The organism is Microbispora sp. ATCC PTA-5024, from assembly GCF_000511135.2.
In the GTDB taxonomy this organism is placed as follows: Bacteria; Actinomycetota; Actinomycetes; order Streptosporangiales; family Streptosporangiaceae; genus Microbispora; species Microbispora corallina.
Genome location: NZ_KI866524.1, coordinates 481242 through 495535, shown reverse-complemented (window position 1 = coordinate 495535; position 14294 = coordinate 481242). Strand labels below are relative to the sequence as shown.

The window sequence follows — 14294 nt, the reverse complement described above, 5'->3', positions numbered from 1 at the left end:
CGGCCGCGGGCGGCGCGCGGAACCGGGTCGGGGGGTTCGGCGGTTTCCACCCGCCCGGCCCGGTTACGGTGAAAGGCGTGTCAGGACTGCGACGAGGTGCTCTCGGGCTGGCCGTGCTTCTCGTGACGGGATGCTCGGCCGGCATCGGGGCCGCCGCCCGCCCCACTACCACGCCTCCGGCCGTGCGCGCCTCGACGGCGAGCCCCGCGCCCGCGGCGTCCCCGAGCCCGAGCCCGGGCCGTACGGCCGACCCCGGGTGGAACGCGCGCGACGCGCTCGCGCGGATGAGCCTGGAGGACAAGGTCGGCCAGCTGTTCGTCACGGTCGTGTACGGCTCGCACGCCGACTCCGCCAGTAAGGAGAACCGGGCCAGGTACGGCGTCGCGACCCCGGCCGAGGTGATCGGGAAGTACCGGCCCGGCGGCGTCATCCTGTTCCCCTGGGCGGGCAACGTGTCCAGCGCGAAGCAGGTGGCCGCCCTCACCACCGGCCTGCGCGAGGCGTCTGACACGCCCCTGCTCATCGGCGTCGACCAGGAGAACGGCATCGTCTCGCGCCTGTCGCCGCTGGTCACCAAGCTGCCGGGCGCGATGGCCATCGGCGCGACCGGCGACCCGGACAACGCCCGCGACGCCGCCCGGGTGACCGGCGAGGAGCTGAAGGACCTCGGCATCGCGCTCGACTTCGCGCCCGTCGCGGACGTGAACGTCAACCCGCGCAACCCCGTCATCGGCCCCCGGGCGTACGGCGCGGACCCGAAGAGGGTCGCGACGATGGTGGGCGCGGCGGTGGAGGGGTTCCACGAGGCGGGCGTCGCGTCGGTGGCCAAGCACTTCCCCGGCCACGGCGACACCTCGGTCGACAGCCACACGGGGCTGCCGGTGATCAAGCACTCGATGGCGCAGTGGCGCAGGCTGGACGCGCCGCCGTTCAAGGCGGCCATCGCGCACGGCGTGGACGCCATCATGTCGGCGCACGTCGTCATGCCCGAGCTCGACCCGTCGGGCGACCCGGCCACGCTGTCCCGTCGCATCCTCACCGGGCTGCTGCGCGACGAGCTCGGCTTCGACGGCGTCATCAGCACCGACGCGCTCGACATGGCGGGCGTGCGGAAGAAGTACGGCGACGCGGAGGTGCCCGTGCGGGCCGTCCTCGCGGGGGCCGACCTGCTGCTCATGCCGCCCGACCTGCCCACGGCGTACGACTCGGTGCTCAAGGCGGTGAGATCCGGCCGCATCTCCGAGAAGCGGCTCGACCAGTCGGTGCTGCGGATCCTCACGCTGAAGCAGGAACGCGGCATGGCCGACCCGCCGGCGACCGACCCGGGCGCGCTGCGGTCGCCCGAGCACCTCAAGGTGGCCAAGCGGGTGGCGGCGGCCGGCGCCGTCCGGGCGCGGTCGCTGCCGCTCGCCCGGAGCTGACCTGCCCCCTGCCGGCCGCCGGGATCGGCCTATATTTGAGGGACGTCCGGCGGGAGGTGCGGTGTACAAGGGAGTCCTGATCGACTGGGGCGGGGTCCTGACGACAGGTCTGCGGGAGGCCGTCCAGGAGTGGATCGTGGCCGATCGGATCGACCCCGGGCACTACCGGGAGGTCATGGGCGAGCTGGTCGTCCACGCGTACGAGGGCGGCCTCGCGCCGGGGGAGAACCCGATCCACGCGCTGGAGCGGGGCGAGCTGCCGGTTGCCGAGTTCGAACGCCGGCTGGCGACCCGGCTGCGCACCCTCGACGGGGAGCCCCCGGAGGCCGACGGCCTGCTGGAGCGGATGTTCACCGGCTTCCGGCCGGTCGAGGAGATGAACGAGATGCTCCGCCTGGCCCGCGCGGCCGGGCTGTCCACATGCCTCCTGTCGAACTCCTGGGGCAACAGCTACCCGCGCGACGGCTGGGACGTCCTGTTCGACGCGGTGGTCATCTCGGGTGAGGTCGGCATGCGCAAGCCCGAGGAGCGCATCTTCCGCCACGCGCTCGGCCTGATCGCCCTCGAACCCGGCCAGTGCGTGTTCATCGACGACATCGAGGCCAACATCCTGGCGGCCCGAACGCTCGGCCTCGTCGGCATCCACCACTTCGACCCGGGGGCCACGATCGCCGAGATGGAGCGGCTGTTCGGCCTGCCCTTCCGGGCGGCTCCCATGACACGCCCGGCGGACGGCCCCTCCGGCGCCCTGCGTCCCCCGCCGTAAGCTGGTCCGCGGACGACGGCGGCGGCGGCGCGGACCGCGGGAACCCCGGACGCGGCGAGCAGGGCCGCCGGCGCCGACCGCCGCGCCCGGAACCGACCGGAACGAACGATTCGAGGAACGCATGCGCGTGTACCTGCCGTGCACGCTCCCCGGGCTGGCCCGCGTGGTCGCCTCGGGCGAGCTGGGACCGGCCCCGCTGACCGGATACGCGGTGACGCCCGCGTTGATCGAATGGTACGTCTCTGGCGACACCGAGGAACTGGAGTACGTCGCGCTGACCGAGGCCGCCCGCGCCTCCCTGCGCATGCTCGCCGCCGACCGCGCGGACGGGGTGAAGGCGGCCGCCCGCCGCGTCGTGATCGCGGCCGAGGTGCCGGACGAGACGGTCAAGGTGGGCACCGACCTGGAGGAGCGCGCGCGGGTGCGGGTGCAGGAGGCGGTCCCCCTGGCGCTGCTGGCCTCCGTCCACGTGGACGACGAGGACGCCGTGGCCGACGTCGAGGCGGCGATCGAGGCGCTGCCCGCCGCCGACGAGGGCGACGACGACGCCCAGTTCACCGTCGACGGCGCGGAGGACCACGAGCTCATGTGGTACGCGACACAGGAGATTTCCGATCTCCTCACCTGACCCGCCGTGTTCACGGTTTTGTCACAGGGCACGTTTATGCTCAGGGGCGATATGACACACATCATCTGGGACTGGAACGGGACGCTCTTCCACGACATCGACGCGGTCATCGGCGCGACCAACGAGCTCTTCCAGCCGTACGGCCTCGGTCCGTACGACGTCGACGGGTTCCGCGAGGTCTACACGCGGCCCATCTGGGTGGCCTACGAGCGGATGCTCGGCCGCCCGCTGCGGGACGGCGAGTGGGAGGTCCTCGACCGGGGCTTCCACGAGCACTACCACCGGCTGATGGAGGCCTGCCAGCTCGCCGAGGGGGCCGTCTCCAGCCTGCGCGCCTGGGAGGAGTCCGGCCGCTCGCAGTCGCTGCTGTCCATGTGGGGTCACGACCGGCTCGTCGGCAAGGTCGGCGACTTCGGCATCTCGGGGCACTTCCTGCGCGTCGACGGGCTCCGCTCCGCCTCCGGCGGCACCAAGGCCGAGCACATGGTCGCCCACCTGCGGGCCCTCGACCTCGACCCGGCGAAGGTGGTCGTCATCGGCGACAGCGTCGACGACGCCGACGCCGCGCGTCATGTCGGCGCCCGGGCCATCCTCTACGCCGGCGGCATGACCAGGCGGTCCGACCTCGACCTCGTCGGCGTCCCCGTCGTCGACTCGCTCGCCGCCGCCCTCGACATGGTCTGACCCCGCCCCCAGCCCCCCGCCCATGACGGCGGGGGTTGCCTGAAGGGGAGATGCGGCTACACGCTCGGCATCGGACGGCGTGGGGGCCGGGCGGTGGCCGTACCCTTGGCACGAGCCCTGCCGCATCCCCCTCGGAGGCCCCGATTAGCCGCCTCGTTCTCTGGAACGTCGACCTCACGCTCGTCGACGTCACCATCGTCACCCGCGACGCCTACGCCGACGCGTTCCGGATGGTGACCGGGCGGCCGCTGGTCAAGCTCGCCCCCGCGATGGGCCGGCCCGACTCCGAGATCATCTTCGAGACCCTGGCCATCAACGGCATCGCGGTGGAGGACCACCACCTGCCGAAGTTCCTCGACGCGCTTGCCGTGTCGTTCGGCGACAAGCACCGGCGGCTGGCCAAGGAGGGGCGGGCGATGCCGGGCGCCGCGGACGCGCTCAAGGCCGTGTCCAGGCTCGACGGCGTCGTGCAGTCCGTGCTCACCGGCACGATCAAGAGCAACGCCGTGCACAAGCTCACCGCCTTCGGGCTCGACCGGTGGGTCGACTTCGAGATCGGCGGGTACGGCGAGGAGGTCTACCCCAAGGCGACCCTGCTGCAGGTCGCCCAGGGGCGGGCCAAGGCGAAGTACGGCGCGTCCTTCACGGCTGGCACCACCGTGCTGGTCGGCGACTCCACCCGCGACGTGCAGGCCGCGAGGATCGGCGGCGCGGCCATGGTCGCGGTGGCCTCCGGCCGGTCCACGGCCGCCGAGCTGCAGGAGGCCGGGGCCGACATCGTGCTGCCCGACCTGTCCAACCCGTCCGAGGTCGTCGCCGCGGTCGCCCGCCTCACCGCCCCCGCCGACCGGGCCGCGGGCTAGGGAGGACCCGGTCACACGTCCTCCGGGGTGTGAACCGGCGGCAGGGAGAACACGGGGAACAGCGACGGGTCGCCGAACACCACGTTCCTGGCGATGCCGGAGCCGGTGACCGTGAACACGTGCAGGGAGTGCGCCCGCAGCACGCCGTCGCCGGTGTCGACGTACGCCGCGAGGGCCGGTTGGCCGTTGGCCCGCGTGTGCCGCATGCGCCAGGGGCCCCGGGTGGCGCAGACCCAGCCGATGAAGCGGGCGTACGCCTCGCGTCCGGCGAACCACGCCAGGTACGGCGGCATCTCGAGCACGGCGTCCTCTCGCAGGAGCTCCTCCAAGGCGGCCACGTCGCGCCGCTCGAAAGCGGAGACGTACCGATCGAGCAGTCCGCGGTCCCGAGGGTCGTCCGGCTCGGCCAGTTCGTCCTCGGCCGGGGCCGCCCGCGCGAGCTGGGCGCGGGCGCGCTGCAGCGCGCTGTTGGCCGCCGCGACCGAGGTGTCCAGCAGCTCGGCCACCTCGCTCGCCCGCCAGGCCAGCACGTCGCGCAGGATCAGAACCGCGCGTTGCCGGGGCGGCAGGTGCTGCAGTGCGGCGACGAACGCCAGCCGCACACCGCCCCGGCTCGCGACGATGGCCGCGGGGTCCACCAGCGCGTCGGGAACGGGCTGCAGCCATGTGACCTCCGGGCGCCGGTGCCGCGGTCCCTCCTCGGGTTCCTCGCCGGGCCCGCTCAGACCGGACGGCAGCGCCCGGCGTCCCCGTTGCTCCAGCGCGGTGAGACAGGCGTTCGTGGCGATGCGGTACAGCCACGTGCGGGGGGAGGCCCGCCCCTCGTCGAACCCCTCCGAGGAGCGCCAGGCACGCAGGAAGACCTCCTGCAGCAGGTCCTCCGCGTCGTGCACCGAGCCGAGCATCCGGTAACAGTGCGCCATCAGCTCCCGCCGATAGGGGCTGACGATCTGCTCGAACTGCTCCTCGCTCCACATGCGCCGCTCCCGTTCGCCACGTCCGTCACCCACTACCTACCGGGCGGAGTCCCCGAACTCATCGGTCACCGATGAGTTCTCGGCGGGCCGCCGGTAGATACCGGCGTCTCCGGCGAAAGGAAGCCATCCGATGACACTCGATCACGCCGTCCGGCCAGAAGGCCGCGTGGCGTCCGGAAAGCCGTGGCCGATGCTCCTGGCCCTCCTGTTCGGCCAGTTCATGGGCCTGCTCGATCTCTACATCGTCAACGTGGCGATGCCGGCGATCGGGGCCGACCTGCACGCGTCAGGGGCCGCCCTGCAACTGGTCCTCGGCGGCTACATCATCGCGTACGCGATGCTGCTCATCACCGGCGCACGGCTGGGGGAGATGTACGGCAGGCGCCGCACGTACGCCCTGGGCGTGATGGGCTTCACGGCCGCCTCGCTGTTGTGCGGTCTCGCCACCGGCGCCCCGATGCTGATCGCCTTCAGGGTCGTCCAGGGAGCCGCGGCGGCGGTCATGGTCCCGCAGATCATCAGCGTCATCCAGACGCGGTTCACCGGCAGGGCCAGGGCCACCGCGCTGAGCGCGTACGCGGCGGTGCTGTCGGCCGGGTCCGTCGCCGGGCTCGCCCTCGGGGGCGTCCTGGTGAGCGCCGACCTGTTCGGCGCGGGTTGGCGGCCGGTGTTCCTGGTCAACGTGCCCATCGGGATCGCGCTGTCGGCTCTGGTGCCCCGCCTGGTGCCGGCGGACGGCGAGGGCGGCGCCGGCCGGCTCGACCTCGCGGGGCTGGCGCTCGCGCTGCCCGCCACGGTGCTGATCGTGCTCCCGCTCGTGCTCGGCAGGGAGGCGGGCTGGCCCGCCTGGGCGTTCGCGTCGATCGCCGTCGGCGCCGTGCTCGCCGTCGCGTTCGTCCTGGTGGAACGGCGCGTGGCCGCGCGGGGCGGGGATCCGCTGCTGAACCTGGACGTGCTGCACGCCGTCGGCATGCCCTCCGGGCTCACCACGCTGTTCACCCTGATGGTCGCCTACGGCGGGTTCCTCTTCACGTTCGCGCTGCACCTGCAGGGCGCTCTGGGGGAGAGCCCTCTGCGGGCGAGCCTCACCTTCCTGCCGATGGCCGCGACGTTCGGCCTGGCGAGCTTCTTCTGGCGCAAGCTGCCCGCCCGGACACATCCACTGCTCCCGCTGACGGGAGTGACCCTGAATGTGGCCGGCACGCTGGCCCTCGCGTCGTCGGCCGAGGGCGGCCCCCTGATGCCGGCCGCCCTCCTGGCCTACGGCACCGGGCTCGGACTGGCGGTCAGCCTGCTCACCCACGCCCTGGTCCACGTGCCCAGGTCGCGGGCCGCGGACGCGAGCGGGCTGCTCACCACCACGATGCAGCTGGGGCAGCTCACAGGGGTGGCCGTCTTCGGCACCGTGTTCCTGGCCTTGGCCGACCCCCCTCGGCCGCACGCCATGGCAACGACGGCCCTCTGGCTGGCGCTCGTCGCGGCGACGGGGTCGGTGGCGGCGTTCCTCCTCGCGCGGGCCGTCTCGCCGAGGGCCGCCGTTCAGGCGACCGGCGTCCGAGCGCCCGCCGGTCGCTGAGGGGGGGCGGCGGGTTCACAACGCGGCGAGGAAGCGGGCGGCCGCGGGGGCCGCGACGGCCGCCCCCGTGCCGCCGCCCTCGACGATGACGGCGAACGCCAGGTCGCCCCGGTAGCCGATGAACCACGAGTGCGTGGGCGGCTCGTCGCCCGAGCCGTACTCGGCCGTGCCCGTCTTGCCCGCCGTACCGGCGGGGAAGGAGACGCCGCTCGCGGTGCCCTCGCTCACCACGGCGGGCATGAGCCGGCGCAGGGCGGACACCACCGCGGGCTCCAGCGGACGCGGGGCCGAGCCGCCGCCGGGGACGAGCGACGCCGGCACCAGCCGCGGCTGGCGCCAGGTGCCCGCGGCGATGGCCGCCGCGACCGCCGCCATGTTCAGCGGGCTGGCCAGCACCCGCCCCTGCCCGATCGCGGCCGACGCGAGGTCGGTGTCGTCGCGCGGCACGGGGAAGGCGGCGTCCACGGCGGGCACGCCGATCCGGATCCGCGCGCCGAACCCGAAGCCGGCGGCCACCGCGGCCAGCCGCTCCGCGCCGAGCCGGTCGACGGCCATGGCCCCGAAGGTCGTGTTGCACGAGTGCGCGAACGCGTCGACGAACCGCAGCGTGCCGTAGTCGTGCAGCTCGGCGTTGTGGAACGGGAAGCCGCCGATCGTCTTCCGCGCGGGGCAGGACACGGTCTGGCCGGGCGTCACGCCGCCCGCGACGAGCGCGGACGCGGTGACGATTTTGAAGGTGGACCCGGGCGGGTAGGCGCCGAGGAGGGCGCGGTCGTACCCGCCCGGCTTGTTCACCACGGCCAGCACCTCGCCGGTGGAGGGGCGCAGCGCGACGAGTGAGGCGGGCTTGTCGACGCCCTCCAGCGCTTGGGCGCCGGCCCGGTGGACCCGCAGGTCGATCGTGGTGCGCAGCGGTGTCCCGGGGGAGGCGTGGCCCGTGGCGACCGTCGTGACCGCGGTCCCGTCGGCGTTCACCAGGTCCACCCGGGCGGACGAGGTGCCGGTCAGCCGGTCGCGGTACTGCTTCTCCAGCTCCCCGACGACCTGCTGCACCGAGCCGGGGGCGTCCGGGGTGTCGATCCGGGTGCCGTCGGCCGCGGTGACGGGAGCCCGCTCGGTCCGCTGCAGGGTGAGCCGCAGCCGCCGTCCTGCGGCGAGCTGCGGGTGGATGGCGGCCGGCGTCCAGGCCACCCGCCAGGCCCGGTCGCGCTCGACGAGGCGCAGCCTGCCGTCGTAGGAGAAGCTCACCGGGCCGCTCAGCGTGGCGTGGAACCGCACGGTGTCCTCGCCGGCCCCCGTCGTCCCCGTCACCCGGAGGCGCAGCGACGACAGGTCGAGGTCGTCGCGGAACCGCCGGTACCTGCTCTCGAAGTCGCGCGGCGGGTCCGCCGTGAGCCCGCGCATCGCCGCGTAGTCCGAGCGCGACCACGCGGCGAGGAAGCTCCGCGCGGTCTCCTCGGGCGAGCCCTGTGTGCGCAGCGCCCAGATCGTCACCGCCGCGGCCGTCACCGGCACGAGCACGCCCGCCGTCACGTACGGCCACCGGCGCCGCCGGCCCGCGTACTCCGTCTGCTCTCGCATGTGTCCCCCTTGTCCCCTGATGCGCGTATCAGGGGACCAGAGGCGGGGCGGGCATGTCCAATACGGATATCGTGCTCGCCATGTTTCGCATTCGGATATCGTTCCTGTTCATGGACCTTGTCCGGCACCTCGCGTACTTCGTCGCGGTCGCGGAGGAACTGCACTTCGGCAACGCCGCGGCCCGGCTGGGAATGGCGCAGCCGCCGCTCAGCCAGCGCGTCAAGCGGCTGGAGGAGGAGCTCGGCGTCCGCCTCTTCGACCGGTCGAGCCGCCAGGTCGCGCTCACCGAGGCGGGACGGCTGCTGCTGCCGGAGGCCCGGGAGATCGTCCTTCGTGTGGAGCGGCTGCGCGACCTGATCGGGGAAGCGGCGGACGGCGCAGGGACCACCGTGCGCGCGGCCGTCCCGTCCGACCTCGGCGGCGCGGTCCTCGCCGCCCTCATCGCCGGCTTCCGCGCCCGCTGCCCCGGCGTACGGCTCTCGCTGGCCGAGATGGGAACCGCCGCCCAGGCGGCAGCGCTGCTGGACGGGGGGCTCGACGTCGGCGTGCTCCGCCACCCCGTGACGGCCTCCGGGCTGGGCTTCGGGCCGGTCCTGGTGCAGCACCCCGGCGTCCTGCTGCCCGAGGGCGACGAGCTGGCGTCCTGGTCGGCCGTCCACCTGGCCGACCTGGCCGGTCGTGCGCTGGTGCTGTTCCCCCGGGACTCGGAGCCCGGCCTGCACGACGAGACACTGGCCACCTGCCGCCGCCACGGGTTCGCCCCCGTCGAGGTCAGCCCGGCCGCGAACGCCGGGTTCGCGCTCGGGCTCGTGCTGTCCGGGACGGCGGTGGCTCTCGGGCCGCCCGCCGGCGTCCCCGGCACGGTCTGGCGCCCCCTGGCCGGGGCGCCGATCGCCTGGCGATGCTCGACGGCCTGGCGCGGCGAGCCGGGGCCCCACGTCGGCGACTTCACCGCGGTGGCGGTGCGGGTGTTGCGGGAGGATGCCGGGATGGCGGACGACGCGGCGGCACCGGCGCGGCGGGTGGCCCCGCGGCCCGCGACGGGTTTCCTGGCATGAACGCGATCGAGCAGGTGTTCCGCTCGGCCGGAGTCTCAGGCCGGCTGCACGTGGCCGACATCGACGGCGGCGCGGAGGTGGCCGTCGGGGCGGACGAGCCCGTGGTGCTCGCGTCCGTCTTCAAGGTGCCGCTGGTGGTGGAACTGCACCGCCAGGCCGACCGCGGGCTCCTCGACCTCGCCGAGCGGGTCCGTGTGCCCGCCGAGGAACGGACGCCGGGCCCCACCGGGCTGTCGGCCATGCTCGACGGGGCCGTCCTGTCCCTGCGCGACCTCGCGTACCTCATGATGGCCGTCAGCGACAACACCGCGGCCGACGTGGTGCTCGCGCGGGTCGGCCTCGACGCGGTCAACGCGATGCTGGCCGGTCTCGGCCTCCCCGGCACCCGGGTGGAGCACGACTGCCGTGGCCTGTTCGCCCGCATGCTCGCCGACGCGGGTACTTCCGACATGGCGGCGCTCGCCCAGGTGTCCACCGACCCCGCCGTCGTCGCGCGGCTGCGGGTGCTGTCGCCCGCCCACACCAACCGCGGCACGCCCCGGGAGATGACCCGGCTCCTCGGCATGATCTGGCGCGACGAGGCCGCCTCGCCCGGCTCGTGCGCCGCGATCCGCCGGCTGATGGGCCTGCAGGTGTGGCCGCACCGGCTGTCGTCCGGATTCCCGTTCGACGACGTGGCGGTGAGCGGCAAGACCGGCACGCTCGCCACGCTGCGCAACGAGGTCGGCGTCGTCGAGTACCCCGACGGCGGCCGGTACGCCGTCGCCGTCTTCACCCGGTCGCACGGCACCGCCCAGAACCAGCCGCGGGCCGACGCCGCCGTCGGCTCGGCGGCCCGGATCGCGATCGACCACCTCAGGGCGCGGACGACGGCCCACATATGACAGGTCCTTTCTGTGTGGGCCGCGAGGGTGACATAGAGGCCGTCGCCCGAAAAGATGGGCACATGGTCGAGGAAGGCGCTCTTCTCTGGGAGCCCGCCGCCGAGGTCGTCCGGGACGCCCGGGTGACCCGTTACACGCAGTGGCTCGGGCGCACAGGGGACTACCAGGACGTGTGGACGTGGTCGGTCGAGTCTCCGGCCGACTTCTGGACCTCCATATGGGACTACTTCGACGTCGTCGGTGAGCGTGGTGACGGGCCCGTCATCAGTGGGACGATGCCCGGCGTCGAATGGTTCGCCGGGTCGACGCTCAACTACGCGGAGAACGCCCTGCGGGGCCACCCCGGCCGTACCGCGGTGATCTTCCGCAACGAGTCGGGCGGCCGCTGGCAGTACTCGCTCGGCGAGCTCCGCGAGGAGGTCGCGCGGGTGCGGGCCGGCCTGGTCCGGCTGGGCGTCGGACGCGGCGACCGGGTCGCGGCCTACGTCCCGAACGTCCCCGAGGCCCTCATCGCCTTCCTGGCCACGGCCTCGCTGGGGGCCGTGTGGTCGTCCTGCTCGCCGGACTTCGGCGCGCCGAGCGTGACCGACCGGTTCGCGCAGATCGAGCCCACGGTGCTCGTCGCCGTGGACGGCTACCGGTACGGCGGCAAGCGGTTCGACCGGTCGGACGTGGTGCGCGAGATCGCCGCGAAGCTGCCCTCGCTCAAGGCGACGGTCTGGATCCCCACCATCGGGCTCGACGTCCCCGAGACCGCGCTGAGCTGGGACGACCTGCGTGCCGAGACCGCGCCCCTGGAGTTCGAGCGGGTGCCGTTCGGCCACCCGCTGTGGGTGCTGTACTCGTCCGGGACCACCGGGCTGCCGAAGCCGATCGTCCACGGCCACGGCGGCATCGTCCTGGAGCACCTCAAGTCGCTGTCCTTCCACCAGGACCTCGGCGAGGGGGATGTGTTCTTCTGGTACACCACCACGGGCTGGATGATGTGGAACTACCTCATCGGCGGCCTGCTGGTGGGCGCGACCGTGCTGCTGTACGACGGCAGCGCCGCCCATCCGGCGACCGACGCCCTGTGGCGCCTGGCGGCCGAGGAGGGCGTCACCTACTTCGGCACCGGCGCGCCGTACATCATGGCGTCGCTCAAGGCCGGGGTGAAGCCGGAGGGCCTCGACCGGCTGCGGGGCATCGGCTCGACAGGCTCGCCGCTGCCACCCGAGGGCTTCGCCTGGGTGTACTCCGACGTGCGGCCCGACGTGCAGCTCGGGTCGTTCTCCGGCGGCACCGACGTGTGCACCGGCTTCGTCGGCGCCGTCCCGCTGCTGCCCATCCGCGCCGGCGTCATCCCGTGCCGGTGCCTGGGCGCCAAGGTCGAGTCGTACGACCCTTCGGGCCGTCCCGTCATCGGCGAGGTGGGCGAACTGGTGGTGACCCAGCCCATGCCGTCCATGCCGGTCATGTTCTGGAACGACCCCTCCGGCGACCGCTACCGCGAGTCGTACTTCGCCGAATATCCCGGGGTGTGGCGCCACGGCGACTGGATCAAAATCCTCCCGGACGGCGGCTGCGTCATCTACGGCCGGTCGGACTCCACGCTCAACCGCGGCGGCGTCCGCATGGGCACGAGCGAGTTCTACCGTGTGGTCGAGCGCTACGACGAGATCGCCGACAGCCTCGTCATCGACACCGGCCGTCTGGGGCAGGAGGGCAGACTGCTGCTGTACGTCACCATGGCCGAGGGAGCCACCCTCACCGACGACCTCATCGCACGCCTCCGGACCGCCCTCCGCACCGAGCTGTCGCCGCGTCACGTCCCCGACGAGATCCACGAGGTGCCCGGCATCCCCCGGACGCTGTCCGGCAAGAAGCTCGAGGTCCCCGTACGGAAGATCCTGCTCGGCACGCCTGTCGAGGAGGCGGCCAACCCCGACGCCATGGCCAACCCCGAAGTCCTCCGCCACTTCCATCCCACGGACTGACTCGCTCCTTGGTCGATATAAGTGCGCTTCTAAGAACCGCGGTTCTTAGAAGCGCACTTATATCGAGCGGACGTTGAGCCGGACCGCGTATGGCATCGGCGGAGGGTGGGGCGTCCGCGTCTCAGATCCGGCTGCGCCACGGCGGCAGGTCCGAGGACGGCCCGCGGATTACGAGGGCACCCTGTTCGCGGCTACACCCCGACCCGGCACTTTTACAGCTGGCCCTCCATCGGTTCACACCTTTGGAAGGTTGACGAGATTCGGCTCGCGGATCTGAACGAGCACCTGGCTAGGGCTGTGAGGCGGCCTCGGCCAACATCAAACCGCTGCGCCACCGGCTGTCAACGGCGCGGATCTTCTCTTCAGTCCAGGGGATGCGCGATCAGGAATTCAACCGCGGCCGCATTGGTGGAGAGCCACTCGTCGCAGGCACCCCACTCCTTGCGTTCCGTTCTTGCGTCCGACAGAGCGACGTAGGCGGTGGCCGGACGGCTGCACGAGTCTTTGCCGTGAGCGCTGCATCTACCTCGCGCGCCGTCTGTGGACGGGTTCCTGAAGAGACGCGCGTCCCATCGCTGGATGTCAAGAATCTTCGAGATCATGAGTGACATGCCGATCAGTTTGAACAGGGCTGGGAGAACGCGGGGAGCCGCAGGCTAAGGGGCCTCCTCCGGAACGCTCCCTTGGAGGTTGGGGAAAGCGGCGATAAGTATCTGGAGGAGCTGAGCGGCGTGCTCATGGTCCAGTTGAAGGGTTTGACTGGTCTTCTTCTGAGTCTGTCGATGGTCCGACCCGTAGGTGCTGAGCTGGAGGAATACGCCCTCACTCGTATGGACCACCTGATATCCGCAGTCCACCACCGTGGGATGCGAGACCGAAGCCTTCTTGTCTTCGAAGAACTCTCTGACCTTCGCCATGGCGGCATTCTGGCCAACGCCGCACCGCTAGGGAAGAGAAGATGCGCACTCTTGATCACATTAGTCACTCAGCGGCAGACGGGATTCTCTGGACCGGGGCCGTCCGGGTGCACTGACCGTTGGACGGCTCGGGGTCCAGTCCGCCGCAGATGGGCGGGTTGACGACCTTTGACCACTTCGCCTCACGACGGACACAGGTGCCATGCCCGGCATTGCCACCCATGCTGCACGGCTGACGCGCCGGGAACGGTTTCAGGCCGTAATCACAGGGACGTCGTACTTGGGAATGTGACCGTCCCTGGTGACCAGGGAGAGCCCCTCGCAACGGGCCTGAGCGACGAGCAGGCGATCAAAGGGGTCGCGGTGGAGGAGAGGGAGCCGTCCCGCTTCGATGGCATGGTCAAATCGGACGGGCAGCTCCCGAAATTCGCTGTCGCGTATGCGTTCCACTAGGTCATCGGGTGCCGCGAGCTTGCCGATGCTCTGTTTGATAGCCACCTCCCACAAGGTGGCGGGGCTGACAAAGACATCCGGCTCCTCGTCGATCATGCTTTTGGTCTCGTCGGCGAGTGTGGGATCGTCGCTCAACCACCACAGGACGACGTGGGTGTCGAGGAGGATTCTCACGGCATCAAACCGAACGTATCGGCGATCGCATCGTTGACCTCAGGCGAGTCCCAGTCGTCAGCGAGACGGAGCACTCCTTTCAAGGAGCCTCTCCCGTGCCGGTTCACCTTCGTGGGAAACGGAATGACTTTGGCAACGGGACGCCCGGCGCGGCTGATGACGATCTCTTCGCCGTGCTCGACCCGCTCGATGATGCGCGACAGGTTCGTCTTCGCCTCGTGGATGTTGTACTGCTCGGAAGCGCCCTCAGACATGCTGACCTCCTTAGCTAAGTTAGCTTAGTCCAGCTTCCCGGCCGTGTCAGTGGTATCTCACGCACGCTGCCGCCCGCGACTA

The 14294-nt window shown here is 71.9% G+C and carries 15 protein-coding genes; 9 read left to right on the top strand and 6 right to left on the bottom strand.

The window, feature by feature from the left end; genetic code table 11:
• Positions 1–77 precede the first annotated feature (77 nt).
• The 5 genes from nagZ (at position 78) to MPTA5024_RS22890 (ending at position 4362) form a co-directional block, all read left to right on the top strand.
• Positions 78–1421, top strand: a complete 1344-nt coding sequence (gene nagZ / locus MPTA5024_RS22910) for a beta-N-acetylhexosaminidase (protein WP_232326603.1) — start codon at positions 78–80, stop codon at positions 1419–1421.
• Positions 1422–1482: 61 nt separating this feature from the next.
• Complete coding sequence (locus MPTA5024_RS22905) at positions 1483–2187, top strand: HAD family hydrolase (protein ID WP_051458533.1); 705 nt, start codon at positions 1483–1485, stop codon at positions 2185–2187.
• Between the two features lie 121 nt (positions 2188–2308).
• Positions 2309–2815 (top strand): DUF6912 family protein, encoded by a 507-nt coding sequence (locus MPTA5024_RS22900; protein ID WP_036327876.1) that lies wholly within the window; start codon positions 2309–2311, stop codon positions 2813–2815.
• Positions 2816–2866: 51 nt separating this feature from the next.
• On the top strand, positions 2867–3499 hold the full coding sequence (locus MPTA5024_RS22895; RefSeq protein ID WP_084369924.1) for an HAD family hydrolase: 633 nt from the start codon (positions 2867–2869) through the stop codon (positions 3497–3499).
• A gap of 50 nt (positions 3500–3549) precedes the next feature.
• On the top strand, positions 3550–4362 hold the full coding sequence (locus MPTA5024_RS22890) for an HAD family hydrolase (RefSeq protein ID WP_084369923.1): 813 nt from the start codon (positions 3550–3552) through the stop codon (positions 4360–4362).
• 11 nt (positions 4363–4373) lie between these two features.
• Here MPTA5024_RS22890 and MPTA5024_RS22885 read toward each other — a convergent pair whose 3' ends face one another.
• Entirely contained in the window at positions 4374–5339 is a 966-nt protein-coding gene (locus tag MPTA5024_RS22885) for a sigma-70 family RNA polymerase sigma factor (protein ID WP_036327872.1), read from the bottom strand.
• A gap of 130 nt (positions 5340–5469) precedes the next feature.
• Between MPTA5024_RS22885 and MPTA5024_RS22880 the strand changes: the two genes are divergently transcribed.
• A complete protein-coding gene (locus MPTA5024_RS22880; RefSeq protein ID WP_051458532.1) occupies positions 5470–6915 on the top strand; it encodes an MFS transporter in 1446 nt (481 codons plus the stop codon).
• A 15-nt stretch (positions 6916–6930) separates the two neighbouring features.
• Here the strand turns inward: MPTA5024_RS22880 and MPTA5024_RS22875 are convergent, their stop codons facing one another.
• Positions 6931–8496, bottom strand: coding sequence for a penicillin-binding transpeptidase domain-containing protein (locus MPTA5024_RS22875; protein WP_051458531.1), 1566 nt, complete (start codon positions 8494–8496; stop codon positions 6931–6933).
• Positions 8497–8606: 110 nt separating this feature from the next.
• Between MPTA5024_RS22875 and MPTA5024_RS22870 the strand changes: the two genes are divergently transcribed.
• The 3 genes from MPTA5024_RS22870 (at position 8607) to MPTA5024_RS22860 (ending at position 12414) form a co-directional block, all read left to right on the top strand.
• The gene (locus tag MPTA5024_RS22870) at positions 8607–9554 is read left to right on the top strand and encodes a LysR family transcriptional regulator (protein ID WP_036327870.1); all 948 of its coding nucleotides are present in this window, start codon (positions 8607–8609) and stop codon (positions 9552–9554) included.
• Positions 9551–10438 (top strand): serine hydrolase, encoded by an 888-nt coding sequence (locus tag MPTA5024_RS22865; protein WP_036327868.1) that lies wholly within the window; start codon positions 9551–9553, stop codon positions 10436–10438. Before MPTA5024_RS22870 ends, MPTA5024_RS22865 begins: the two co-directional genes overlap by 4 nt.
• 62 nt (positions 10439–10500) lie before the next feature.
• Positions 10501–12414, top strand: coding sequence for an acetoacetate--CoA ligase (locus tag MPTA5024_RS22860; RefSeq protein ID WP_036327866.1), 1914 nt, complete (start codon positions 10501–10503; stop codon positions 12412–12414).
• Between the two features lie 362 nt (positions 12415–12776).
• Here the strand turns inward: MPTA5024_RS22860 and MPTA5024_RS41180 are convergent, their stop codons facing one another.
• From MPTA5024_RS41180 to MPTA5024_RS22845, 4 genes are all read right to left on the bottom strand, one after another.
• On the bottom strand, positions 12777–13025 hold the full coding sequence (locus tag MPTA5024_RS41180; protein WP_157099656.1) for a hypothetical protein: 249 nt from the start codon (positions 13023–13025) through the stop codon (positions 12777–12779).
• 45 nt (positions 13026–13070) lie between these two features.
• Positions 13071–13331, bottom strand: coding sequence for a hypothetical protein (locus tag MPTA5024_RS22855; protein ID WP_036327863.1), 261 nt, complete (start codon positions 13329–13331; stop codon positions 13071–13073).
• A 252-nt stretch (positions 13332–13583) separates the two neighbouring features.
• Positions 13584–13958, bottom strand: coding sequence for a type II toxin-antitoxin system VapC family toxin (locus MPTA5024_RS22850; protein ID WP_036327860.1), 375 nt, complete (start codon positions 13956–13958; stop codon positions 13584–13586).
• Positions 13955–14212: a type II toxin-antitoxin system Phd/YefM family antitoxin gene (locus tag MPTA5024_RS22845; protein WP_036327856.1), complete on the bottom strand. Its 258-nt coding sequence runs from the start codon at positions 14210–14212 to the stop codon at positions 13955–13957. Before MPTA5024_RS22845 ends, MPTA5024_RS22850 begins: the two co-directional genes overlap by 4 nt.
• Positions 14213–14294 lie beyond the last annotated feature (82 nt).